Consider the following 24,471-nt stretch of genomic DNA (forward strand, 5'->3'; position numbering starts at 1 on the left):
TCGACAGTCGCCGGTAGTATTGAGTACCGCTTTCACGTTTCGCCCCGCTGACCCCAGTAGCCGCCCACATTCGCGAGTCCCTGCCATGAGCGTCAAAAAACCCGCGTTGAAGACGATTTTCCTCACCGGCCTGCTGGTGCTGGTGCCCCTCGCGATCACGCTTTGGGTGCTGGGCCTGATCATCGGCACGATGGATCAGACCTTGCTGCTGCTGCCCGACGAGTGGCAGCCGTCGCGCCTGCTCGGCATGCGCGTGCCGGGCTTCGGGGTCGTGGTCACGCTCGCGTTCGTGTTCGTGGTCGGCCTTCTGGCGCATAATTTCATTGGCCAGAAGCTGGTCGGCTGGTGGGAAGCCATTCTGACGCGCATTCCCATTGTTGGACCCTTGTACGGCAGCGTCAAGCAGGTCTCCGACACCTTGCTCTCGAGCAGCGGCAACGCGTTTCGCAAGGCGTTGCTGGTGCGTTATCCGCATGGAGAATCCTGGACCATCGCCTTCCTGACCGGCGCGCCGGGCGGCGATGTGGTCAATCACTTGCAGGGCGAGTACGTGAGCGTCTATGTCCCGACGACGCCGAACCCGACCTCAGGTTTCTTCCTGATGATGAAGGCGAGCGACGTCATCGAACTCGACATGACGGTCGATGCCGCACTGAAGTACATCGTATCGATGGGCGTGGTGGCGCCCGCCCACAACCCGCGCCAGCAACGTCCCGGCCCGCTCCTGTGAGCCACCGGAATCTGTCGACGCCATTTTTTGAAAATCGGAACAGCAAAATGTCCATGCGTACCTCCTACTGCGGTCTGGTGACCGAGCAACAACTGGGCCAGACGGTCAAGCTTTGTGGCTGGGTCAATCGCCGCCGTGATCACGGCGGGGTCATCTTCATCGACCTGCGCGATCGCGAGGGTCTGGTGCAGGTCGTGTGCGATCCGGACCGTGCGGAGATGTTCAAGGCCGCCGAAGGCCTGCGCAACGAGTTCTGCGTGCAGATCACGGGCCTCGTGCGCAGCCGTCCGGCCGGCACCGAGAACGCAAACCTGACGAGCGGCAAGATCGAAGTGCTGTGCCACGAGCTCCAGGTGCTCAACCCGTCGGTCACGCCCCCGTTCCAGCTCGACGACGAAAACCTGTCGGAAACCACGCGCCTCACGCATCGCGTGCTGGATCTGCGTCGTCCGCAGATGCAATACAACCTGCGCCTGCGTTACAAGGTCGCGATGGAAGTGCGCAAGTATCTCGACGCGCAAGGCTTCATCGACATCGAAACGCCGATGCTCACGAAGAGCACCCCGGAAGGCGCGCGCGACTATCTGGTGCCGTCGCGTGTGAATGCCGGCATGTTCTTTGCGCTGCCGCAGTCGCCGCAGTTGTTCAAGCAGTTGCTGATGGTCGCCGGCTTCGATCGTTACTACCAGATCACCAAGTGCTTCCGCGACGAAGACCTGCGTGCCGACCGTCAGCCCGAATTCACGCAGATCGACTGCGAAACCTCGTTCCTCTCGGAGCAGGAAATTCGCGACCTGTTCGAAAACATGGTGCGTCACGTGTTCAAGGAAGCCATCGGCGTCGAGCTCGACGCGAAGGTGCCGGTGATGGAATACGCCGAAGCGATGCGTCGTTTCGGCTCGGACAAGCCGGACCTGCGCGTGAAGCTCGAATTCACCGAGCTGACCGACGTGATGGCCGATGTGGACTTCAAGGTGTTCTCGGTGCCGGCAACGACCGAGGGCGGCCGTGTGGTCGCACTGCGCGTGCCGGGCGGTGCAGAGATCTCGCGCAGCGAAATCGACGCCTACACCGACTTCGTGAAGATCTACGGCGCGAAGGGGCTGGCCTGGATCAAGGTCAATGAAGTGGCCAAAGGCCGCGACGGTCTGCAAAGCCCGATCGTCAAGAACCTGCACGATGCCGCCATCGCCTCGATTCTCGAGCGTACCGGTGCGCAGGACGGCGACATCATCTTCTTCGGCGCGGACAAGGCCAAGGTCGTCAACGACGGGATCGGCGCGCTGCGTCTGAAGATCGGTCACTCGGAATTCGGCAAGGCCCACGGTCTGTTCGAAGCCGGCTGGCGTCCGCTGTGGGTCGTCGACTTTCCGATGTTCGAATACGACGAGGAAGACGCCCGCTGGGTGGCCTGCCACCATCCGTTCACGAGCCCGAAGGACGAGCACATCGACTACCTCGAGACCGACCCGGGCAAGTGCCTGGCGAAGGCCTACGACATGGTGCTCAACGGTTGGGAAATCGGCGGCGGTTCGGTCCGTATCTTCCAGGAAGAAGTGCAGAGCAAGGTGTTCCGTGCACTCAAGCTGGGTGAGGAAGAAGCCCGTGCGAAGTTCGGCTTCCTGCTCGACGCGCTGCAATACGGCGCGCCCCCGCATGGCGGTATCGCGTTCGGTCTGGACCGCGTCATCACGATGATGGCCGGCGCCGATTCGATTCGCGACGTGATCGCCTTCCCGAAGACGCAACGTGCGCAGGATCTGCTCACGCAGGCGCCGTCGGCGGTGGATGAGCGTCAGCTGCGCGATCTGCACATCCGTCTGCGTCAGACCGAAGCGCCGAAGGCGTAAGACGCTCCGGCGCGGCCGGCTGGATCGACGGGGTTCGTCGGTCTGGTCGGCATGGTCGGCATGGTCGATAGGGTTGGATCCGAAACCCCCTCAGCCGTCAGGCGAGGGGGTTCGTTTTTTGAGGGGCCGTGTGCCGACGGGCAATCATGTCGCGGGTCGATGCCGGACGCAACGTCGGGCGTCGAGACTCCGCAACGCCGCGTGTGCCCTATACAATGCATCATCGCCGCTGTCGAAGCTATCGCCGTCATGAGTCCGCTCTTCGCATGAAGCCCTTCAAGATTCCCGAATCCGTGCTCGTCGTGATCTACACGCCGGCGCTCGACGTGTTGCTCATCGAGCGCGCCGACGCCGGGAATTTCTGGCAATCCGTGACCGGCAGCAAGGACCGGCTCGACGAACCGCTGGCCGAGACGGCCATGCGCGAAGTCTTCGAAGAGACGGGTATCCGCGTCGCGAACGGCACGCCGGTGCCCGAGTCGGCGCTCACCGACTGGCACCATCGGATTGAATACACCATCTATGAGCGATGGGCGCATCGCTACGCCCCCGGCGTGACGCGCAACACGGAGCATTGGTTCGGTCTGTGCGTGCCCGGGAACACGGTCGTGACCCTGTCGCCGCGCGAGCATGTCAATCACATCTGGCTACCGTGGGAGGAGGCCGCCGCACGTTGTTTCTCTCCGTCGAACGGCGACGCCATCCGGCAATTACCTCAGCGCGTTCGTTAGCCATTCATCAGGGCTCCAAATCAGCGTCGATGAGCAAGTACCTGCCGTTCTCGCACGATAACCAGCTGGCGCTGCTCTATCTCGGTGAAAACTACTTCACCGCGCTCGTCGACGCCATCGACAACGCCACTCACGACGTGGCGCTCGAGACGTACATCTTCGAGGCGGACGAGGCGGGAGAGAACGTGTCGGCAGCGCTGCGGCGCGCGGCCGAGCGCGGCGTCAAGGTGCGGGTCATCACGGACGGCGTAGGGACGAGCCGGCGTTTGCCGTACATCGAGGCATGGCACGGGAGCGGCGTAATGCATCGCGTCTACAACCCGCATCTGTTCGGCAAGTTCGGTTTCTCGCGCACGCATCGCAAGATTGCCGTCGTCGATCATGAGGTGGCATTTGTCGGCGGGATCAACATCATCGACGACTACAACGGTGGCGGCGGCCTGCGCATGGACGATCCCCGCTGGGACTTCGCGGTGCAATGCCGGGGGCCTGTCGTCGCCGAGATCGTGATGGCATTTCACATTCAGTGGCTGCGCCTCGCGCCTGGGTATCTGGGCACGCCGTTTCGCCACCGGAGGCGCGGCCAGCGCGCGCGGTTGCACGCGCCTTATGCCGGGCAGGCGGCGTTCGTCGCGCGGGACAATCTCCATAACCGTCGTGCGGTCGAAAAGGCGTATCTGATGGCGCTTGGACGGGCGCGGCACGAGGTCTGGCTCGCCAATCCATATTTCGTGCCCGGACGGCGGCTGCGACGCGCGCTCACGCAGGCGGCCCGGCGCGGGGTCGCGGTGCATCTGCTCATCGGTCGCAAGGAATTCCGCCTGCTCGATACGGCCGTGCCGTGGTTGTACGCCAAACTGCTCGACGCCGGGGTGCGCATCGGCGAGTACGACATGCGGCAACTGCACGGCAAGGTGGCTGTCGTCGACGATGTCTGGGCAACCGTCGGTTCGTCGAATCTCGATGCCTTGTCCCTTTTTCTGAACCACGAAGCGAATGTGGTCGTACTCGATGACCCCGTCGTCATCCAGTTGCGCGATCACATCCGGGCCGCCTTTGCGCAAGCGCGCCGGATCGACCCCGCCCGGTACGGCGAACGCTCGCGGTGGCGGCGCTTCCGGCAGTGGGCCGCTTACCGCCTGTATCGTCTCGTGATGAAGGTCCTCACGCGCGGTACCTACGACTGAGCGGCGTTCGGCCGACGGCTGGCCGCACGTCCGCACGCCCGTAAACCCTCGCCTCCCCCCAATACCGATTAGGTATTCCGGTCTAATAAATTCCTTGTTACCCCATGGACGTTTCTCAATAATAGGACGGCCGTTCGATTTTTTGGTTAGCATCGAAGAACGGATAACCAAAGCGATGCGGAACATATGCGAAAGGGTGAACAGACACGTGCCGCGATCCTGAACGCCGCGCTGGAACTGGCGGGACGCGACGGGCTCGAGGGGCTGACGATCGGCTTGCTGGCCGATCGTATGCAAATGAGCAAAAGCGGCGTCTTCGCGCACTTCGGCTCGCGTGAGGATTTGCAGATCGAAGTGCTGAGGGAATACCACCGGCGGTTCGAGGAAGAAGTGTTTGCTCCGAGCATGGAAGCGCCGCGCGGCCTGCCGCGACTCAGAGCGCTGGTGGATCGCTGGATGGACAAGCGTATTCGCGAAGTCACGACGGGCTGCATCTACATCAGCGGTGCCGTCGAGTACGACGACCGCGCGGCCAGTCCGGTGCGCGAAGCCTTGGTCAAGAGTGTGCGGTTGTGGCGCTCCGCCCTGCTGCGCGCGATCACGCAAGCGAAGGAGGAGGGGCATTTGCGTGCGGACACCGATCCGCGTCTGATGCTCTTCGAAATGTACAGCCTGACACTCGGCCTGCATCACGACGCGCGTTTCCTTCGGGAGCCCGGCGCCGTCGACATGACCCGGGTGGCACTGGAAAAACTGATTTCGTCTTATCAGCGCGGGTGAGGCACGAGCCGCCCGCGATTCGATTCGATTTGTTCGGAGGAGTAGGTCATGGGACAGTACAACGCGCCGCTGCGCGACATGCAATTCGTCATGCACGAACTGCTGGGCGTGGAAAACGAATTGAAGGCGATGCCGAAGCACGCGGACATCGATGCCGACACCATCAATCAGGTGCTCGAAGAAGCCGGCAAGTTCTGTAGCGAAGTGGTGTTCCCGCTGAACCAGGTGGGCGACCGCGAAGGCTGCAAATACGAAGGCGACGGCGTCGTCACCACGCCCACGGGCTTCAAGGAAGCTTACCGGCAATACGTCGAAGCCGGCTGGCCCTCGCTGGCCTGCGATCCGGAATTCGGCGGCCAGGGCCTGCCGCAGGTCGTGAACAACGCCCTGTACGAAATGCTGAACTCGGCCAATCAGGCATGGACGATGTACCCCGGGCTGTCGCACGGCGCCTACGAGTGTCTGCATGCGCATGGCACCCCCGAACAACAAGCCACGTATCTGCCGAAAATCGTCTCGGGCGAATGGACGGGCACGATGTGCCTGACCGAGCCGCATTGCGGCACCGACCTCGGCATGCTTCGCACGAAAGCCGAACCCAACGGCGACGGCTCGTACGCCCTGTCCGGCACCAAGATATTCATTTCCGCGGGCGAGCATGACATGGCCGCCAACATCGTTCACCTCGTGCTGGCGCGCCTGCCGGATGCGCCGCCGGGAACCAAGGGCATCTCGCTGTTCGTCGTGCCGAAGTTCCTCCCGGACGCCAACGGCGCGCCCGGCGAGCGCAACGGTATCAAGTGCGGCTCGATCGAGCACAAGATGGGCATTCACGGCAATGCAACCTGCGTGATGAATCTCGATGGCGCGAAGGGCTGGCTCGTCGGTGAACCGAACAAGGGCCTGAACGCCATGTTCGTGATGATGAACGCCGCGCGTCAGGGCGTTGGCATGCAGGGCATGGGCCTGACGGAAGTGGCTTACCAGAACTCGCTGGTGTACGCGAAGGAGCGTATCCAGATGCGCTCGCTCACCGGCCCGAAGGCACCTGACAAGCCGGCCGATCCGATCATCGTGCACCCGGACGTGCGTCGCATGTTGCTCACGCAAAAAGCCTACGTGGAAGGCGGTCGCGCATTCTCGTACTGGACTGCGCTGCACATCGACAAGGAACTGTCGCATGGCGACGAAGCCGAGCGTAAGGAGGCCGCCGATCTCGTCGCGCTGCTCACGCCGATCATCAAGGCTTTCCTGACGGACAACGCCTTCGAATGCACGAATCACGCCTTGCAGATCTATGGCGGGCACGGTTTCATCTCCGAATGGGGCATGGAGCAGTACGTGCGCGACGCGCGCATCAATATGATCTACGAAGGCACGAACTCGATTCAGGCGCTCGACCTGCTCGGGCGCAAGGTGCTCGGTGACATGGGGGCCAAGCTCAAGAAGTTCGGCAAACTGGTGCAGGACTTCGTCGAAGCCGAAGGCACGAAGGAAGAGATGCAGGAGTTCATCAACCCGCTCGCGGACATCGGTGACAAGGTCCAGAAGCTGACGATGGAAATCGGCATGAAGGCGATGGCCAATCCGGACGAAGTCGGTGCGGCGTGCGTGCCGTATCAGCGCGTGGTCGGCCATCTCGTGTTCGCCTACTTCTGGGCGCGCATGGCACGTATCGCGCTCGACAAGCAAGACAGCGGCGACAGGTTCTACGCGTCGAAGCTCGCCACGGCGCGCTTCTACTTCGCGAAGCTGCTGCCGGAGACCGCGTCGCAAATCCGTATGGCGCGTGCCGGTGCGAAGACGCTGATGGAAGTCGACGTCGACCTGTTCTGAGAGCGGAGGAGATCATTGTGAGCCAAACCAACAAACCCCTGGTCGTACGCAAGGTCGCCGTGCTCGGCGCCGGCGTGATGGGCGCGCAGATCGCGGCGCATCTCGTCAATGCGAAAGTGCCCGTCGTGCTGTTCGATCTGCCGGCCAAGGAAGGCCCGAAGAACGGCATTGTCACGCGCGCCATCGACAGCCTGAAGAAGCTGAGCCCCGCGCCGTTCGCCGACAAGGCAGACGCACAATTCATCGAGGCTGCGAATTACGAGGACGACCTCGAGAAACTCTCCGGCTGCGACATGGTGATCGAAGCGATCGCGGAGCGCATGGACTGGAAACACGACCTGTACAAGAAGGTCTCGCCGCATCTGGCCAAGCATGCGATTTTCGCGTCGAACACCTCGGGGCTGTCGATTACCGAACTCTCGGAAGGCTTCGATGCCGATCTGAAGTCGCGCTTTTGCGGGGTGCACTTCTTCAATCCGCCGCGTTACATGCATCTGGTCGAGCTGATCCCGACCGCGGCGACCGAACCGGCCATTCTCGATCAACTCGAAATGTTCCTCACGTCCACGCTCGGCAAGGGTGTCGTGCGTGCGAAGGACACGCCGAATTTCATCGCCAACCGGGTGGGCGTCTTCTCGATTCTGGCGGTGTTCGCCGAGGCGCAGAAGTACGGCATTCCGTTTGACGTCGTCGACGACCTGACAGGTAGCAAGCTCGGCCGCGCGAAGTCGGCCACGTTCCGCACGGCCGACGTGGTCGGTCTGGACACGATGGCGCACGTCATCAAGACGATGCAGGACGGCCTGAAGGACGATCCGTTCGCCGCGACGTATGCCACGCCGCCCGTTCTCAAGGCGCTGGTGGAGAAGGGCGCGCTGGGTCAGAAGACGGGGGCGGGCTTCTACAAGAAGGAAGGCAAGGTCATCAAGGTGCTCGATCCGAACTCGGGCGAGTACGTCGAATCGGGCAGGAAGGCCGACGAAATGGTCGTGCGTATTCTGAAGAAGGCGCCCGCCGAGCGTCTGCGCCTGCTGCGCGAATCGACCAATCCGCAGGCGCAGTTCCTGTGGGCCGTGTTCCGCGACGTCTTCCATTACATCGGTGTCTATCTGGAGCAGATCGCCGACAACGCCCGCGAAGTCGACTTCGCGATCCGTTGGGGCTTCGGCTGGACGACCGGGCCGTTCGAAGACTGGCAGGCTGCCGGCTGGAAGGACATCGCGCAGTGGGTGCAGGAAGACATCGACGCCGGCAAGGCATTGTCGGGTGTGCCGCTGCCCAAGTGGGTCACGAGCGGTAAGGTCGCGGAGGCCGGTGGCGTTCATACGGCGCAAGGCTCGTACAACCCGGCCACGGACGCGTTCGTGCCGCGCAGCACGCTGGCCGTGTATCAGCGTCAGGTGTTCCCGGCCTCGCTCGTGGGCGACGCCAGCGCCGATCCGCGCAAGTTCGGCAAGACCATCGAAGAGAACGATGCCGTGCGTTTGTGGGTCGACGAGACCCCGGGGCAGGACGACGTGCTGATCGTGTCGTTCAAGACGAAGATGAATACCATCGGGCCGGACGTCATCGACGGCCTGACCCGCGCCATCGACCTGGCCGAACAGCAGTATCGCGGCGTGGTCGTGTGGCAGCCGACGTCGCTCAAGCTCGGCGCCCCGGGCGGCCCGTTCTCGGCCGGTGCCGATCTGGAGGCGGCCATGCCCGCGTTCATGATGGGCGGCGCCAAGGGGATCGAGCCGTTCATCAAGAAGTTCCAGGACGGCATGATGCGCGTGAAGTATGCGCAGGTGCCGGTCGTGTCCGCAGTGTCCGGCATTGCGCTGGGCGGCGGCTGCGAACTGCTGTTGCATAGCGCCAAGCGGGTGGCGGCGCTCGAGAGCTACATCGGTCTCGTGGAAGTCGGCGTCGGCCTCGTGCCGGGCGGCGGCGGCCTGAAGGAAGCGGCGATTCGCGCCGCCGAAGCGGCCACCGCCGCCGGCAGCGTGCAGTACCTCCAGTTCGTGACGAAGTCGTTCACCAACGCCGCGATGGCGAAGGTTTCCGGCTCGGCGCTCGACGCCCGCGACATGGGCTACCTCAAGGCGTCGGACACCATCGTCTACAACGTGCACGAGTTGCTGTCGGTCGCCCGTAACGAAGCGCGTGCGCTGTCGCTGGCCGGTTACCGTCCGCCGCTCAAACCCGCGGGCATTCCGGTCGCGGGCCGCTCTGGCGTGTCGACCATCAAGGCTTCGCTTGTGAACATGCGCGACGGCAACTTCATCTCGGCCCACGATTTCCTGATCGCCTCGCGCATCGCCGAAGCCGTGTGCGGCGGTGACGTGGAGGCGGGCAGCCTTGTGAACGAAGAGTGGCTGCTGGCGCTCGAGCGCCGCGCCTTCATCGAACTGCTGGGCACGTCGAAGACCCAGGAACGCATCATGGGCATGCTGCAAACCGGCAAGCCGGTGCGCAACTAAGCCGATCGGAGACTGACATGAGCAAACAACTGCAAGACGCCTATATCGTTGCCGCCACGCGTGCCCCGATCGGCAAGGCGCCCAAGGGCAGCTACAAGAACACCCGGCCGGACGATCTGCTCGCGACCATCCTCAGGAGCACGCTGTCGCAGGTGCCCGATTTCGATCCGAAGGTCATCGAAGACGCGATCATCGGCTGCGCCATTCCCGAAGCCCAGCAGGGCCTGAACGTCGCTCGTATCGGCGCGCTGCTCTCCGGTTTGCCGAACACGGTGGGCGGTGTGACCGTCAACCGCTTCTGCGCGTCGGGGCTGACGGCGCTCGCGATGGCCGCCGACCGCATTCGTGTGGGCGAAGCCGATGCGATGATCGCCGGCGGTATCGAGAGCATGAGCATGGTGCCGATGATGGGCAACACGCCGTCGCTCTCGCCGTCGATCTTCGAGCGGGACGAGAACGTGGGCATTGCCTACGGCATGGGGCTGACCGCCGAGAAGGTCGCGCAGCAGTGGGGCGTGAGCCGCGAAGCGCAGGATGCCTTTGCGCTGGCTTCGCACCAGAAGGCCATCAAGGCTCAGCAAGCCGGTGAGTTCACGAACGAGATCACGCCCATCGAGGTCGTCGAGCGCTTCCCGGATCTGGCGACGGGCGAAGTGTCGGTCAAGACGCGCACGCTCTCGCTCGACGAAGGCCCGCGTCCCGACACGTCGATCGAAGGGCTGGCAAAGTTGCGCCCGGTGTTCGCCAACAAGGGATCGGTCACGGCGGGCAACAGCTCGCAGACGTCGGATGGCGCGGGTGCGCTGCTTGTCGTCAGTGAAAAGGTCCTCAAGCAGTTCAATCTCACCCCGCTCGCCCGTTTCGTGTCGTTTGCCGTGCGCGGTGTGCCGCCCGAGATCATGGGTATCGGTCCGAAGGAAGCGATTCCGGCGGCGTTGCGCGCTGCGGGCCTGAGCCAGCAGGACATGGACTGGATCGAACTGAACGAGGCGTTCGCGGCGCAGGCGCTCGCCGTCATCAAGGATCTCGATCTGGATACCAGCAAGGTCAACCCGATGGGCGGCGCGATAGCGCTGGGCCACCCGCTGGGCGCCACCGGTGCGATCCGCGCCGCCACCGTGGTGCATGCGCTGCGCCGTCACAACCTGAAGTACGGCATGGTGACGATGTGCGTGGGCACCGGCATGGGGGCGGCAGGCATTATCGAGCGCATGTAACTGGGCGGCCGCCTGCGCGCGGGGCTCGCGTCCGGGCGAATTTCGCGCGGACGCGGCGAACGTGAGCAGGCGAGCGGATCGCGAGGAGACACAAACGATGGAAGACGTATTGGTGCAGCGTCAGGGAGCGGTACAGGTGCTGACGTTCAACCGCGCTCATAAGAAGAACGCGATCACGGCAGACATGTATCAGGCGCTTGCCGACGGCATTGCGCAAGCCGAGGACGATGCGTCGTTGCGCGTGATTCTGATTCAGGGGCAACCCGATGTCTTCTCGGCCGGCAACGACCTCGAAGACTTTCTGAAGCATCCGCCGAAGGACGAAAGCGCGCCGGTATTCCAGTTTCTGCGTGCCATCAGTCAGGCCAGCAAGCCGATCGTCGCGGCCGTGGCGGGTAACGCCGTTGGTGTCGGCACGACGTTGCTGCTGCACTGCGACGTGGTCTATGCTGCCGATTCCGCCCGCTTTTCGCTGCCGTTCTCGCAACTGGCACTTTGCCCTGAAGCCGCATCGAGCTGGCTGCTGCCGCGTGTGGCGGGCTATCAGCGCGCGGCGGAAAAGCTGCTGTTCGGCGAGCCGTTCGACGTGAACGAAGCGGTGGCGATGGGGTTCGTCAACCGCGTGCTGCCCGCCGCAGAGGTTTTCGACTACGCCGCGAAGCGCGCAGCGCAACTCGCCGCCATGCCCGCGGGTTCGCTACGGGTGACGAAGCAACTGATGAAGGCGGACGGCGCGCGCGACGTGCAGGCACGTATCGGCGAGGAAGGCTTGGAGTTCGCGAAACGTCTGCTGTCTCCGGAGGCGCGCGAGGCGTTCACCGCGTTCTTCGAAAAGCGCAAGCCGGATTTCGGCCAGTTCTCATAACTCAGCACCGGGAACTCGGCACGCACCGGCAGCCGGATCGTTCATCGGACTCGCGAGAGAACCAACGCCGCACGCCTCGCTCGGAGGCTGCGGCGTTTTCATTGCGGCGTACGGCGCGAACCGGGCTGTCACCGGTCCCTCCGTCGACCCGCCATCGGCCTCCCTTCAATTCGCCGCTTCGAGCTTGGGCAACGGACGCGGGCGGCGGTCTTCGTCGGTCGCCACATACGTGACCATGGCTTCGGTCACTTTGACGATCTCGTGCGACAGACGCATGCGTTGGGCATAGGCCTCGACGTACACGGTGATCGAGGTATTGCCCGTTTTCACGATAGTCGCGTAGAAGCTCAGCAGATCGCCCACGAACACCGGTTCCTTGAACAGGAACGAGTTCACCGCAATGGTCGCCACCCGGCCGTTGGCCCGTTGAGCGGCGGGGATCGAGCCGGCGATGTCGACCTGCGACATGATCCAGCCGCCGAACACGTCGCCATGGGCATTGGCGTCGGCGGGCATCGGCATCACGCGCAATGCCAGTTCTTTTTCTTCGGGCAGGGCCGTGAGGGCCGGGGTCGGGGTACTCATGATGATCCTTGGTAGAGCGGAAAAGCCAACCGGCGCCGGTCAGGTCGGGAATTCGGCCGAAGATCGTGCCGAAGATTCCGCCGGGCTTTGACCGAGGTTCGGTCAGGCCCTAACGGGCTTCAACTGACCTTCGATCGGCCTTCAGCCGGGCTTCAATCGGGCTTCAATCGGGCTTCAGCATTAGACGCCGGGTTCTGCGAAAATACGCCATCACCGATTCTAGCGGAAAGCCCTCATTCGAGCCGGACGCCGCCACACCCCATCATGAGACGTTTCACTCCGGCCGAGCCTGCGCCGGCGGCATCCGGCGCGCCAAACGGCGGCAAACCCGCACGTGGCGACTGGCAGGTCATCAAGTCCCTGTTCCCGTATCTGCTCGAATTCAAGGGCCGCGTCGCGCTGGCCCTGTCGTGCCTGATCCTGGCGAAGGTCGCCAACCTCGGTGTGCCGGTCATCATGAAGCACATCGTCGACGCGCTCGGCCCGGTGGCATCGCTCTCGGCCACGGCACGCGCCACGAACGATCCGAGCCTGATCGTGGTGGGCGGGCTGGGTCTGCTCGTTATCGCATACGGGCTGGTGCGGTTGTCCACGTCGCTTTTCACCGAACTGCGTGAAATCCTGTTCTCGAAGGTGACGGAAAGCGCTGTGCGCCAGATTGCGCTCAAGGTCTTCCGCCATTTGCATGCCTTGTCGCTGCGCTTCCATCTGGAGCGTCAGACGGGCGGAATGAGCCGCGACATCGAGCGCGGCACACGAGGCATCCAGTCGATGATCTCGTACTCGCTCTACAGCATTCTTCCCACGCTCATCGAAGTGGGGCTCGTGCTGGGCTTTTTCGTCGTGCGTTACGAGGCCTTCTACGCCATCGTGACGCTCGTCGCCCTCGTGTTCTACATTGTGTTCACGGTGAAGGTCACCGAGTGGCGAACGCACTTTCGCCGCACGATGAACGAACTCGACTCGAAGGCCAATGCGCGCGCCATCGATTCGCTCATCAACTACGAGACGGTCAAGTACTTCGGCAACGAGGCGTTCGAGACGCAGCGCTACGACGAGAACCTGAAGCGCTATCGTGCGGCGGCGATCCGCTCGCAGAACTCGCTCTCGATACTGAATTTCGGTCAGCAGGTCATCATCGCCAGTGGTCTGATTCTGATTCTCTGGCACGCCACGCAAGGTGTGATGAGCGGTCGCATGACGCTGGGCGACCTGGTGCTCGTCAACACGTTCATGTTGCAGCTCTACATTCCGTTGAACTTTCTCGGCGTGATCTATCGTGAGCTCAAGCAGGCGATGACGGACATGGACCGCATGTTCACGCTGCTCGACGTCAATCGCGAAGTGGCCGATCCCCCGGGCGCGCAACCGCTCGTGTGCCGTGGCGGCACGGTGCGCTTCGAGCACGTGAACTTCGGTTACGAGCCGTCGCGCCAGATTCTGCACGACGTCGATTTCAGCATCGCGGCCGGAACGACCACGGCGGTCGTGGGACACAGCGGCTCGGGAAAGTCGACGCTTTCACGCTTGCTGTTCCGCTTCTACGATGTCGGCTTTCCGGGTCTCGACGGCGGACGTATCTCCATCGACGCACAGGACATTCGCGACGTCACGCAGGACTCGTTGCGCGCGGCGATCGGCATCGTTCCGCAGGACACGGTGCTCTTCAACGACACGATTTACTACAACATCGCCTACGGGAATCCGTCGGCCTCGCGCGACCAGGTCATCGCGGCAGCGCGCGCCGCGCACATCCATGACTTCATCGAAAGTCTGCCGGCCGGCTACGAATCGATGGTCGGCGAGCGCGGGTTGAAGCTCTCGGGGGGCGAGAAGCAGCGTGTGGCGATTGCGCGGACCCTCCTCAAGAATCCGCATATTCTGATTTTCGACGAAGCGACCTCGGCGCTCGATTCGCGCTCCGAGCAGGCGATTCAGACGGAATTGCGCAATATCGCCCGCGAGCGCACGACACTCGTCATCGCGCACCGGCTCTCGACGGTCGTGCATGCCGCGCAGATCATCGTGCTCGACAAGGGGCGGATCGTGGAGCGCGGCACGCACGAACAGTTGCTGCATGCCGAAGGCCTTTACGCGCAGATGTGGGCGCTGCAACAGCAGCGTCGCGGCGGGGAGGGCGACGCCGAGGCATCGCACTTCGCGACGGTAGTATCCTGATCCCGCTCTGATCCCGCTCTGATTCCGCTGTTTCGCCTTCATCGACCAACGCTGCGCTGGAGCACCGCATGGAAATCAAATGGCTTGAAGACTTCGTGTCGCTCGCCAAGACGAACAGTTTCAGCCGCTCGGCCGAGTTGCGGCATGTGACGCAGCCGGCGTTTTCGCGGCGCATTCAGTCGCTCGAAGCGTGGCTGGGCAGCGAACTCATCGACCGTTCCAGCTATCCGACCCGTCTGACGCCGGCGGGCGAAGTGTTCTACGAGCAGGCGCTGACGCTGCTCGCGCAGGCGCAGGAAGCCCGTTCGCTGTTGCGCGAGCAGCGCTCCGCGGACCACTCGGTGATCGATTTCGCCGTGCCGCATACGCTCTCGATGACGTTCTTCCCGCGCTGGCTCAAGTTGCTGGAAAAGCGTATGGGACTGCTGCGAACGCGTCTGCGCGCGCTCAACGTGCACGACGCCGCCATGTCGCTCACCGACGGCGGCTGCGACTTGCTGATGTGCTACTACCATCCGAGCCAGCCGCTGCAACTCGACGCCGCGCGCTACGAAATGATCGTGCTCGGCAGCGAGCGCTTCAGTCCCTACAGCGCCCCCACACCGCAAAAACGGGGGCGTTTCAAGCTGCCGGGCACGTCAGACACCCCCGTACCGTATCTGGCCTACACGTCGAATGCCTACCTCGGCCGTATGGCGGATCTGCTGATAGGCGACGGGGCCAGTCGGCTGTATCTGGACAAGGTCTACGAGACCGACATGGCCGAGGCGCTCAAGGCGATGGTGCTCGCCGGACACGGCGTAGCGTTCCTGCCGGAGAGCGCCGTGGTGGACTCGGTGGCGCGCGGCGAGCTCATCGATCTGGTGACGGCGGGAAAGGCCGCAGCGCCGTGGCATCTGGACATGGAAATCCGTCTGTACCGCGACCGGCTGGCTTATACGGACGCCAGCAACCGGCGCGAGCGCACCAAGCGCGACGTGGTCGAAGCCTTCTGGCAAGCCGTGCGGGATCAGGTGAAGGGCTGAATGCCGTCGGACGGACCGTTTCAATAGACCGGATATGCGGTAGGGCCTTCACCGCCGCCGCGCAATTCGCAGCGTGCGGGGATTGCGTCATTGACCGGCGATCATGGCGCAATCAAGGCGCAATCGCTGACGTAACGGCGAAAAGCCGGGTCTCTCAAAACTATGCGGGAAATGCATAGATGCATGTTTATTCGGCATTGGATTGTTGTTTGCGGTTCTTTGTAAAGTGCGAGCCATTCGTGTCGCCGGCGCGGTGTGTGCCGGCGGTGCAGATTGAAGCCGGAGAATCCAACGATGTCTCAAACGTCACATGCCTTGCCTTCCTACCTCGACGCCGAGCACCTCGGTCCGTGGGGTAACTACCTCCAACAGGTCGACCGCGTCACCCCCTACCTCGGTTCGCTCTCGCGCTGGGTCGAAACGCTCAAGCGCCCGAAGCGCATTCTCGTGGTCGATTGCCCGATCGAACTCGACAACGGCACCATCGCCCACTTCGAGGGCTATCGCGTGCAGCACAACACGTCGCGCGGCCCGGGCAAGGGCGGCGTGCGCTTCCACCAGGACGTGACGCTGTCCGAGGTCATGGCCCTGTCGGCATGGATGTCGGTCAAGAACGCCGCGGTGAACGTGCCATACGGCGGCGCCAAGGGCGGTATCCGAGTCGATCCGCGCAAGCTCTCGCGTGGCGAACTTGAGCGTCTGACGCGTCGTTACACCAGCGAAATCAACATCATCATCGGGCCGACGAAGGACATTCCGGCACCGGACGTCAACACCAATGAGCAGATCATGGCGTGGATGATGGACACCTATTCGATGAACGAGGGTTCCACCGCCACCGGCGTCGTGACCGGCAAGCCGATCTCGCTCGGAGGCTCGCTGGGCCGCCGCGAAGCGACCGGCCGCGGGGTGTTCGTGGTGAGCTGCGAAGCGGCCCGCCGTCTGGGGATGGACGTGCGCGGCGCGCGCGTGATCGTGCAGGGCTTCGGCAACGTGGGCGGTATTGCGGCCCGTCTGTTCGCGGAGGCCGGCGCGCATGTCGTTGGCGTGCAGGATCACACGGGCACGATCTACAAGCCGGACGGCCTCGATGTGCCGAACCTGCTCAAGCATGTGGCGGAGACAGGCGGCGTGGGCGGCTTTCCTGCCGCCGAGGCCATCAAGGACGACGAATTCTGGTCGCTCGACTGTGAATTCCTGATCCCCGCGGCCCTGGAAAACCAGATCACCGAGAAAAACGCCGACAAGATCCGCGCGAAGGTCGTGGTCGAAGGCGCGAACGGCCCGACGACGACGGCGGCGGACGACATTCTGCGCAGCAAGAACATTCTCGTGGTGCCGGACGTGGTGGCCAACGCAGGCGGCGTGACCGTGTCGTACTTCGAGTGGGTGCAGGATTTCTCGAGCTTCTTCTGGACCGAGGAAGAGATCAACCATCGTCTGGAGCGCATCATGCGCGAGGCGTTCGACGGGGTGTGGCACGTTGCACAGGAACATCAGGTCTCCCTGCGTACGGCGGCGTTCATTGTGGCGTGTACCCGTATCCTGCAAGCGCGTGAAATGCGTGGTCTGTACCCCTGATCGGGCAACGCGCCGAGGCTAAGTAGTAATACGCATTAGTGCGTAAAACGGAATGTTCGGGGCGAGTTACGTTAAAAAAGACGTCCGTTCCGAACATTCGAGAATAAAAAAATAGGCAAATGCAGTGCTAAAATGCACTCGTTTTTGCCAAGGAGACCAAGGAATGACCCTCTCGAAAATTGCGTTGGCGATGTGCTGTGTTGGCCTGATGGCGGGTGCTGCTCAGGCTCAGGAAGCTGGGACGCTCAAGAAGATCAAGGATACGGGCGTCATCGCGCTGGGTAATCGCGAATCCTCCGTGCCGTTCTCGTTCTACGACAACCAACACAATGTTGTCGGTTATGCCAATGACGTGGCTCAGGCCATCGTCGCAGAAGTCAAGAAAGAACTGAAGATGCCGAACCTGAAGGTGACGCAGACCCCGATCACCTCGCAAAACCGTATTCCGTTGCTGACGAACGGTACGATCGATCTCGAATGCGGTTCTACCACCAACAACGCCGAACGTCAGAAGCAGGCCGCTTTCTCGAATACATTCTTCGTCATCGGCACCCGACTGCTTACCAAGAACGATTCGGGCGTGAAGGACTTTGCCGATCTCAAGGGCAAGAACGTTGTGACGACGGCAGGTACGACGTCAGAGCGCCTGCTTCGCAAGATGAATCAGGACGAAAAGATGGGCATGAACATCATCAGCGCCAAGGATCATGGTGAAGCGGCGAATATGCTGCATATCGGCCGCGCTGTCGCGTTCATGATGGACGACGCACTGCTCGCCGGGGAGCGTGCGAAGTTCAAGGACCCCAAGGACTACAGCATCGTTGGCAAGCCGCAATCGTACGAAGCGTATGGCTGCATGCTCCGCAAGGACGATCCGGCATTCAAGAAGCTGGTCGACAAGGCTGTCGCGGATTATCAGAAGTCGGGTCAGGCGCAGAAGGATTACGCCAAGTGGTTCCAGCAACCGATCAAGGCCATCTCCGGTGAACCCAACATGGACTTCCCGCCGTCGGCCGAAATGGCTGCACTGTGGAAGGCGCCGAACGACAATGCCGACGTCCAGGGCGCTGCCAAGTAAGCCGACTGGCTTAGTGGTTTGCCAGACGTAAGTGCATAAATGCGTAATGCTGAAGCGGAAGGAGTCGATCCTTCCGCTTCTTTTTAAGCAAGACAAGTAGAAAAGGGGAGATCATGGCTCTCGGTCTCGATTTCAGTTTTTTCTTCCAGCCGGTGGCTACCGGCGAGAACACCACCTACTTCGGATGGGTGCTCTCGGGCCTCAAGCTCACGCTTGAAGTCGGCCTCGGCGGCTGGATCATCGCGCTCATCGTGGGCTCCGTGCTCGGGGTGATGCGTACCATTCCAAACAAATGGATTTCCGGATTTGCCGCGGCTTACGTCGAGCTTTTCCGGAACATCCCGCTGCTCGTGCAGCTGTTCTTCTGGTACTACGTAGCACCCGATTTCCTGCCGGAATCGATTCGTCAGTGGCTGTTCTCGCTCAATCCGTCGAATGTCTCGCTGCTCACCGGTGTGATAGGCCTGGGCCTCTTCACGGCAGCGCGGGTGTGCGAACAGGTTCGCTCAGGGATCAATTCCCTGCCCAAGGGACAGAAGAACGCGGGTCTGGCGATGGGCCTCACGCTCCCGCAGACCTATCGTTTCGTGTTGCTGCCGGTGGCCTTCCGCGTCGTGATCCCGCCGATCACGTCGGAGTTCGTCAACATCTTCAAGAACTCGGCCGTGATCTCGACCGTGAACTTGCTGGAACTGACGGGCCAGGGCAAGCAGCTCATCGATTACACGGCACATAGCTACGAGTCGTTCATTGTTGTGACGATCGCGTACATGATCATCAACGTCGCGGTGCTGGTGCTCATGCGCTTCATCGAAGCCAAGACCCGCCTGCCGGGCTACATCGGGGGCAAATAATGGGTGAGATCTTCGCATGGGGCGGCGCGCTCGACGCAATGCCGCTGCTCGTCAAGGGCATGGTCACCACGTTGCAGATCACGGCGCTGGCCGTGGTCGTGGGCATCGTCTGGGGCACGTTGCTCGCGATGATGCGTCTGTCGGGCGTGGCGCCGCTGAAGTGGTTCGCGGATATGTACGTGAACGTGTTCCGCTCGATCCCGCTGCTCATGGTGCTGCTGTGGTTCTTCCTGATCGTGCCGCAGGTGCTGCGTTCGCTGCTGGACGTGCCGCCGACCTGGGACATCCGGATGGTCTCGGCGCTCGTGGCCTTTTCGCTGTTCGAAGCGGCGTATTATTCGGAAATCATCCGCGCCGGTATCCAGAGCGTGTCGCGTGGCCAGATGTCCGCGGCATTCGCGCTGGGTATGTCGTACTGGCAGGCGATGGGCCTCGTGGTGCTGCCGCAGGCGTTCCGCAACATGGTGCCGCTGCTGCTCACGCAGGGCATCATCCTGTTCCAGGATACCTCGCTCGTGTACGCGATCGCCTTGTCCGACTTCTTCGGCATGGCGTACTCGGTCGGTCAGCGTGACGGCACGCTGCCTGCCATGATTGTGTTTGCCGGAGCCGTCTACTTCGTGATCTGCTTCACGGTTTCGATGTTGGTTAAACGTCTTCAAAAGAGGTTGGCGAAATGATTACCCTGAAAAACGTCTCCAAGTGGTACGGCCAGTTCCAGGTGCTCACGGACTGCTCCACTGAAGTCAAGAAGGGGGAAGTCGTGGTGGTGTGCGGGCCGTCGGGTTCGGGCAAGTCCACGCTCATCAAGACCGTGAACGGTCTGGAGCCGATCCAGCAAGGCGAGATCATCGTCGATGGCACCTCGGTGGCGGACCCGAAGACGAACCTGGCCAAGCTGCGCTCGCGTGTGGGCATGGTGTTCCAGCACTTCGAACTCTTCCCGCACCTGTCGATCACCGAAAACCTGACGCTCGCGCAGGTCAAGGTGCTCGGTCGCAGCAAGGAAGCCGCGCGCGACAAGGGGCTCAAGCTGCTGGAGCGCGTGGGCCTGAAGGCGCATGCTCACAAGTTCCCGGGCCAGCTCTCGGGCGGTCAGCAGCAGCGCGTGGCCATCGCCCGTGCCCTGTGCATGGACCCGATCGCCATGTTGTTCGACGAGCCAACCTCGGCGCTCGACCCGGAAATGATCAACGAAGTGCTCGACGTGATGGTCGAACTGGCTCAGGAAGGTATGACCATGATGGTGGTCACGCACGAAATGGGCTTCGCCAAGAAGGTCGCGAACCGCGTGATCTTCATGGACCAGGGCATCATCGTCGAAGACGATCAGAAGGACGAGTTCTTTGCGAATCCGAAGTCGGACCGCGCCAAGGACTTCCTGGCCAAGATCCTGCACTGATCGTTGTCATCGACGTCATCGATTGCTGATGTAACCGGCGTCGGAATGAAAAAGCGTGCCGTCGGGCACGCTTTTTTTATGGGCCGCGGCGGCCTCGTCAGGCTTGACGCCGGCGTTACTGGCAGGCCGTGTTCTGTGCGTTGCGCAAACGCACGGCTTCCGGAATCGGCACCACGGTACGCAGCGTCGGTGCGCCCTTCTCGAACAGGATCAGTTCGCCCGGCTCGAACGTCGTCCAGACTTCGTTGTCGGTCAGCGGTGCGGTCGCGATCACGGCGACACGGTCCGCCGGTGTGGTGAACTTGGCGAAGTCGATCTCCCAGTCGGCGTCGATCAGATGGGCCTTGGTGAACGGCCACTGGCGGGCGATGAAGTGCAGACGCGTGGAGCAGTGCGCGATCAGCGCCTGACCGTTCGACAGCACGAAGTTGAACACCCCGTGGCGGGTGATCGTGCGCGTGATGTCCTCGACGGCGTGAAAGAGTTCGTCCAACGGCGGTTGCGAACCGGGGAAGCGCTTGCGCAGGCCCTGCATGATGTCGCAGAAGGCGCGCTCGCTGTCCGTGGTCCCCACAGGTTGATAGACGCCGGAGAGAAACGGGTCGTAATCGTGCAGATCGCCGTTGTGGGCGAAGATCCAGTGACGTCCCCACAACTCGCGCTGGAACGGGTGGCAGTTCTCCAGCTCAACGATGCCTTGCGTCGCTTTGCGGATGTGGGCGATGACGTTCTTCGACTTGATCGGGTACTTCTTGACCAGTTCGGCAATGGGCGAGTTCGCCGCTGCCTGATGATCGATGAACAGACGGCAGGCCTTGTCCTCGAAAAATGCAATGCCCCAACCGTCGGCATGGTGATCCGTGCCGCCACCACGCGCCGCGAAACCGGTAAATGAGAACGTGATGTCGGTCGGTTCCGCGCAATTCATTGCGAGCAGTTGGCACATGGGACAGGCAAATCGATGATTGGCTGCGCACGTCGTGTCGGAGCGCCGCAACCGTTACAATGTGGGGTTACAGAAGCATAGCACCGGCCTCTGTGCACGTACATTCCCGCCCAGGCAGTCCGTCGCGTCGACGCGTCACTACGCCGCATCCCGCAACCACGCTCGCATGGGCCAGCCGTCCCCCAGCCCCGGAAAACGCCATGACCACCGAACTGACCATTACCCGCCCCGATGACTGGCACCTGCACGTGCGCGATGGCGCTGTGCTAGGGAGTGTGCTGCCCGACAGCGCCCGCCAGTTCGGCCGCGCGATCATCATGCCGAACCTGAAGCCGCCGGTTACCACGACCGAACACGCGGCGGCATATCGCGAGCGCATCCTCGCGGCGCGTCCGGCGGGCAATACGTTCGAACCGCTCATGACGCTGTACCTCACCGACAATACGCCTGCCGAGGAGATTCGTCGCGCAAAGGCGTCGGGCTTCGTGCATGCCGTGAAGCTTTATCCGGCGGGCGCGACCACGAACTCGGACGCCGGCGTGACCGATCTGGCCAAATGCCGCGGCGCACTCGAAGCGATGCAGGAAGTGGGGATGCCGCTGCTCGTACACGGTGAAGTGACGAGCGCGGACATCGACATTTTCGACCGTGAAAAAGTGTTCATCGACAAGGTGATGTCGCCGCTGCGCCGCGATTTCCCGGGGCTGAAGGTCGTGTTCGAGCACATCACGACGAAGGACGCCGCCGAGTACGTTGCCGAGGCGGCAGGCCCCATCGCTGCCACGATTACGCCGCATCATCTGCTGTACAACCGCAATGCAATCTTCACGGGCGGCATCCGTCCGCATTACTACTGCCTGCCGGTGCTCAAGCGCGAAACGCATCGCGAAGCCCTCGTGAGGGCGGCCACGTCGGGCAGCCCGCGCTTTTTCCTTGGCACCGATAGCGCACCGCACGCGCGCGGCGTGAAGGAAGCCGCCTGCGGCTGTGCGGGTTGCTACACGGCGTTGCATGCCGTGGAGTTGTACGCGGAGGCGTTCGACAAGGCGGGCGCGCTCGACAAGTTGGAGGCGTTCGCCAGCTTCCATGGTCCGGACTTTTACGAACTCCCGCGCAACGCCGGCAAGGTCACGCTGGTTCGCGAGGACTGGGAATTGCCCGCCGAACTGCCGATGGGCGACGCCACGGTGGTGCCGCTGCGCGCCGGCGAAGTCATCGGCTGGAAGCTCAGGGGCTGAGGTCGCATCGCGTCCTGCCGCGCCGTTGTCGTCCGTGCCGCCGGTGCTGTCCCCCCGAACGCCCGTGAGCGTGCTTCGCGCGGCGTGCAGCCTGCCGGAGATCGACTGGCGCGCGCCATGGTTCGAGGCGGTGGCGGCGCGCGGGCAAGCCGCGCTGGCCGGTCGCGACTGGCGGCATGCCTTGTCGGTGCAGGCGTCGGCCGCGGCTTTGGTGAGCGAGCAGGGACAGGCGCTGCGCTTCGTCGCGCAAGAGGCTCTGCCCGTGGCGACCGCCTACGAGGTGTTCATCGCGGCGACGGGTAGTGTCCCGACGCGCCCCAATCTCCACGACTTCTTCAACGCGCTGATCTGGCTGACGTATCCGCGCGGCAAGGCGGCGCTCAATGCGCGTCAGGCGGGCGCGATTGCGCTCGATGGAGTGCAGGCCACCCGCGGCGCCACGCGCGACGCCGCCACGCTTTTCGACGAAAACGCAGTGCTGTTCGCGTGTAGCGACCCTTCGCTGGGCGCAGCCTTGCGGGCGTTCGACTGGCATACGCTTTTCGTGGGCCGGCGCGCCGATTGGGGGCTCGCCTGCGAAGTCCAGCCATTCGGGCACGCGTTGCTGGAGAAACTGGTCGCGCCGTACAAATCGGTGACGGCGCATGCCTGGATCGTCGACGTTCCCCCGGACTATTTCCTCTGGCACCCGGCGCAGCGCCGTACGTGGCTCGACGCACGGATTGCGCCGGCACTGGCGAGTGCACCGCTCACGACGCGCGATTTCGCCCCGTTGCCCGTGCTCGGCGTGCCGGGATGGTGGCCTGCGAACGAGGATCCGGCTTTCTATCGGGACACCTCGGTGTTCCGGGCGGGGCGTCGGCAAAAGAAGTAAGCGGATGGGGCTGGCGAGCAGGCGTCGGCGTCGATGCGAGGCCCCGTGATACACTGCGGCCCGCAGAGTCGGCCAGACAATCGCCGCCTCCTTTCGGGGAGGGGGAGGAAAGTCCGGACTCCATAGGGCAGGGTGATGGCTAACGGCCATCCGTCGCGAGACGCGGAACAGGGCAACAGAGAACAGACCGCCGATGGCCCCTGGCGCAAGCCGGGGGATCAGGTAAGGGTGAAACGGTGCGGTAAGAGCGCACCGCGGCGTGCGGCAACGCACACGGCACGGTAACCTCCACCCGGAGCAATTCCAAATAGGCAGGTGAGCGGCATGCGCCTCGCGCGTGTGCCGGCAACGGGGCCCCCGGGAGCCTGCGGGTAGGAAGCTTGAGCGGCGTAGCGATGCGTCGCCTAGAGGAATGATTGTCAGGCGCGGCGCGAGTCGCGTTCACAGAATCCGGCTTATCGGCCGGCTCTGCATCCCAACAGCATGCAAAAGGCTCCCATCGGGAGCCTTTTGTGTTTTCGCAACCGGCACGGCCATCGCAATAGGCCCGGGCCGCGCGATCAGCCTTCCACGATTTCCACGGTATGTGTGATCTCGGCCGTCTTGGCGAGCATGATCGAGGCCGAGCAGTACTTGTCGTGAGACAGATTGACGGCACGCTCCACGGCCGTCGGGTTCAGGTTGCGGCCCGTCACGGTGAAGTGGAAGTGAACCTTCGTGAAGACCTTGGGGTCCTCGCTGGCGCGCTCGGCCTTGAGCGTGACACTGCAATCCTTGATGTCGGCACGGCTCTTCTGGAGGATCATCACCACGTCGTACGCGGTGCAACCACCGGTGCCGACCAGCACCATCTCCATCGGACGCGGCGCCAGATTGTTGCCGCCGCCTTCCGGGGCACCGTCCATCGCGACAATGTGTCCGCTACCCGTCTGCGCGACGAAGGACATGCCGCCCGGACCCATCCAGCTAACCTTGCATTCCATATTTCAAAACCCCGATATCACGTTCAAGCGAAAATTGTAGCGGCTTCCGCGAACCTGCGTACGATGCCG

The 24,471-nt window shown here is 62.9% G+C and carries 21 protein-coding genes and 1 other RNA gene; 19 read left to right on the plus strand and 3 right to left on the minus strand.

What is annotated here, in order from left to right; genetic code table 11:
• The first annotated feature begins 85 nt into the window (after window positions 1–85).
• From AB870_RS03865 to AB870_RS03905, 9 genes are all read left to right on the plus strand, one after another.
• The gene (locus AB870_RS03865) at window positions 86–730 is read left to right on the plus strand and encodes a DUF502 domain-containing protein (RefSeq protein ID WP_044454192.1); all 645 of its coding nucleotides are present in this window, start codon (window positions 86–88) and stop codon (window positions 728–730) included.
• Window positions 731–777: 47 nt separating this feature from the next.
• Entirely contained in the window at window positions 778–2,580 is a 1,803-nt protein-coding gene (gene aspS, locus AB870_RS03870; RefSeq protein ID WP_047907015.1) for an aspartate--tRNA ligase, read from the plus strand.
• 266 nt (window positions 2,581–2,846) lie between these two features.
• Window positions 2,847–3,311, plus strand: a complete 465-nt coding sequence (gene nudB, locus AB870_RS03875) for a dihydroneopterin triphosphate diphosphatase (protein WP_047907016.1) — start codon at window positions 2,847–2,849, stop codon at window positions 3,309–3,311.
• Between the two features lie 29 nt (window positions 3,312–3,340).
• Window positions 3,341–4,498, plus strand: coding sequence for a cardiolipin synthase ClsB (gene clsB / locus AB870_RS03880; protein ID WP_047907017.1), 1,158 nt, complete (start codon window positions 3,341–3,343; stop codon window positions 4,496–4,498).
• 186 nt (window positions 4,499–4,684) lie between these two features.
• Window positions 4,685–5,278, plus strand: coding sequence for a TetR/AcrR family transcriptional regulator (locus AB870_RS03885; protein ID WP_047907018.1), 594 nt, complete (start codon window positions 4,685–4,687; stop codon window positions 5,276–5,278).
• A 48-nt stretch (window positions 5,279–5,326) separates the two neighbouring features.
• Window positions 5,327–7,114 carry an acyl-CoA dehydrogenase C-terminal domain-containing protein gene (locus AB870_RS03890; RefSeq protein ID WP_047907019.1) on the plus strand — a complete coding sequence of 596 codons (1,788 nt, stop codon included), beginning with the start codon at window positions 5,327–5,329 and terminating at the stop codon, window positions 7,112–7,114.
• Window positions 7,115–7,191: 77 nt separating this feature from the next.
• Window positions 7,192–9,576, plus strand: coding sequence for a 3-hydroxyacyl-CoA dehydrogenase/enoyl-CoA hydratase family protein (locus tag AB870_RS03895; RefSeq protein ID WP_047908770.1), 2,385 nt, complete (start codon window positions 7,192–7,194; stop codon window positions 9,574–9,576).
• 17 nt (window positions 9,577–9,593) lie between these two features.
• Entirely contained in the window at window positions 9,594–10,793 is a 1,200-nt protein-coding gene (locus tag AB870_RS03900) for an acetyl-CoA C-acyltransferase (protein WP_047907020.1), read from the plus strand.
• A gap of 97 nt (window positions 10,794–10,890) precedes the next feature.
• Window positions 10,891–11,658, plus strand: a complete 768-nt coding sequence (locus AB870_RS03905) for an enoyl-CoA hydratase (protein WP_047907021.1) — start codon at window positions 10,891–10,893, stop codon at window positions 11,656–11,658.
• 165 nt (window positions 11,659–11,823) lie between these two features.
• On the opposite strand, the gene AB870_RS03910 is transcribed toward AB870_RS03905, so the two are convergent.
• Window positions 11,824–12,243 (minus strand): acyl-CoA thioesterase, encoded by a 420-nt coding sequence (locus tag AB870_RS03910; RefSeq protein ID WP_047907022.1) that lies wholly within the window; start codon window positions 12,241–12,243, stop codon window positions 11,824–11,826.
• A 264-nt stretch (window positions 12,244–12,507) separates the two neighbouring features.
• Here AB870_RS03910 and AB870_RS03915 point away from each other — a divergent pair, with 264 nt between their 5' ends.
• From AB870_RS03915 to AB870_RS03945, 7 genes are all read left to right on the plus strand, one after another.
• Window positions 12,508–14,421 (plus strand): ABCB family ABC transporter ATP-binding protein/permease, encoded by a 1,914-nt coding sequence (locus AB870_RS03915; RefSeq protein ID WP_047907023.1) that lies wholly within the window; start codon window positions 12,508–12,510, stop codon window positions 14,419–14,421.
• Window positions 14,422–14,489: 68 nt separating this feature from the next.
• Complete coding sequence (locus tag AB870_RS03920; protein WP_047907024.1) at window positions 14,490–15,446, plus strand: LysR family transcriptional regulator; 957 nt, start codon at window positions 14,490–14,492, stop codon at window positions 15,444–15,446.
• A 294-nt stretch (window positions 15,447–15,740) separates the two neighbouring features.
• The gene (locus AB870_RS03925; RefSeq protein ID WP_047907025.1) at window positions 15,741–17,027 is read left to right on the plus strand and encodes a Glu/Leu/Phe/Val family dehydrogenase; all 1,287 of its coding nucleotides are present in this window, start codon (window positions 15,741–15,743) and stop codon (window positions 17,025–17,027) included.
• A 163-nt stretch (window positions 17,028–17,190) separates the two neighbouring features.
• Complete coding sequence (locus AB870_RS03930) at window positions 17,191–18,105, plus strand: glutamate/aspartate ABC transporter substrate-binding protein (protein ID WP_047907026.1); 915 nt, start codon at window positions 17,191–17,193, stop codon at window positions 18,103–18,105.
• A gap of 113 nt (window positions 18,106–18,218) precedes the next feature.
• A complete protein-coding gene (locus tag AB870_RS03935) occupies window positions 18,219–18,959 on the plus strand; it encodes an amino acid ABC transporter permease (RefSeq protein ID WP_047907027.1) in 741 nt (246 codons plus the stop codon).
• On the plus strand, window positions 18,959–19,639 hold the full coding sequence (gene gltK, locus AB870_RS03940; protein ID WP_047907028.1) for a glutamate/aspartate ABC transporter permease GltK: 681 nt from the start codon (window positions 18,959–18,961) through the stop codon (window positions 19,637–19,639). Before AB870_RS03935 ends, gltK begins: the two co-directional genes overlap by 1 nt.
• Entirely contained in the window at window positions 19,636–20,361 is a 726-nt protein-coding gene (locus AB870_RS03945; RefSeq protein ID WP_039396149.1) for an amino acid ABC transporter ATP-binding protein, read from the plus strand. Before gltK ends, AB870_RS03945 begins: the two co-directional genes overlap by 4 nt.
• Before the next feature lie 115 nt (window positions 20,362–20,476).
• Here AB870_RS03945 and AB870_RS03950 read toward each other — a convergent pair whose 3' ends face one another.
• Entirely contained in the window at window positions 20,477–21,307 is an 831-nt protein-coding gene (locus AB870_RS03950; RefSeq protein ID WP_039396153.1) for a class II glutamine amidotransferase, read from the minus strand.
• Window positions 21,308–21,507: 200 nt separating this feature from the next.
• Here AB870_RS03950 and pyrC point away from each other — a divergent pair, with 200 nt between their 5' ends.
• The 3 genes from pyrC (at window position 21,508) to rnpB (ending at window position 23,893) form a co-directional block, all read left to right on the plus strand.
• Window positions 21,508–22,545, plus strand: a complete 1,038-nt coding sequence (gene pyrC / locus AB870_RS03955) for a dihydroorotase (protein WP_047907029.1) — start codon at window positions 21,508–21,510, stop codon at window positions 22,543–22,545.
• A 64-nt stretch (window positions 22,546–22,609) separates the two neighbouring features.
• Entirely contained in the window at window positions 22,610–23,419 is an 810-nt protein-coding gene (locus tag AB870_RS03960; protein ID WP_335645728.1) for a DUF3025 domain-containing protein, read from the plus strand.
• A 64-nt stretch (window positions 23,420–23,483) separates the two neighbouring features.
• Window positions 23,484–23,893: RNase P RNA component class A (gene rnpB / locus AB870_RS03965), an RNA gene on the plus strand.
• A gap of 86 nt (window positions 23,894–23,979) precedes the next feature.
• On the opposite strand, the gene AB870_RS03970 is transcribed toward rnpB, so the two are convergent.
• Window positions 23,980–24,402 (minus strand): OsmC family protein, encoded by a 423-nt coding sequence (locus AB870_RS03970; protein ID WP_047907030.1) that lies wholly within the window; start codon window positions 24,400–24,402, stop codon window positions 23,980–23,982.
• Window positions 24,403–24,471 lie beyond the last annotated feature (69 nt).

Origin of the sequence: Pandoraea faecigallinarum (assembly GCF_001029105.3) — a bacterium.
GTDB classification, from domain to species: Bacteria; Pseudomonadota; Gammaproteobacteria; order Burkholderiales; family Burkholderiaceae; genus Pandoraea; species Pandoraea faecigallinarum.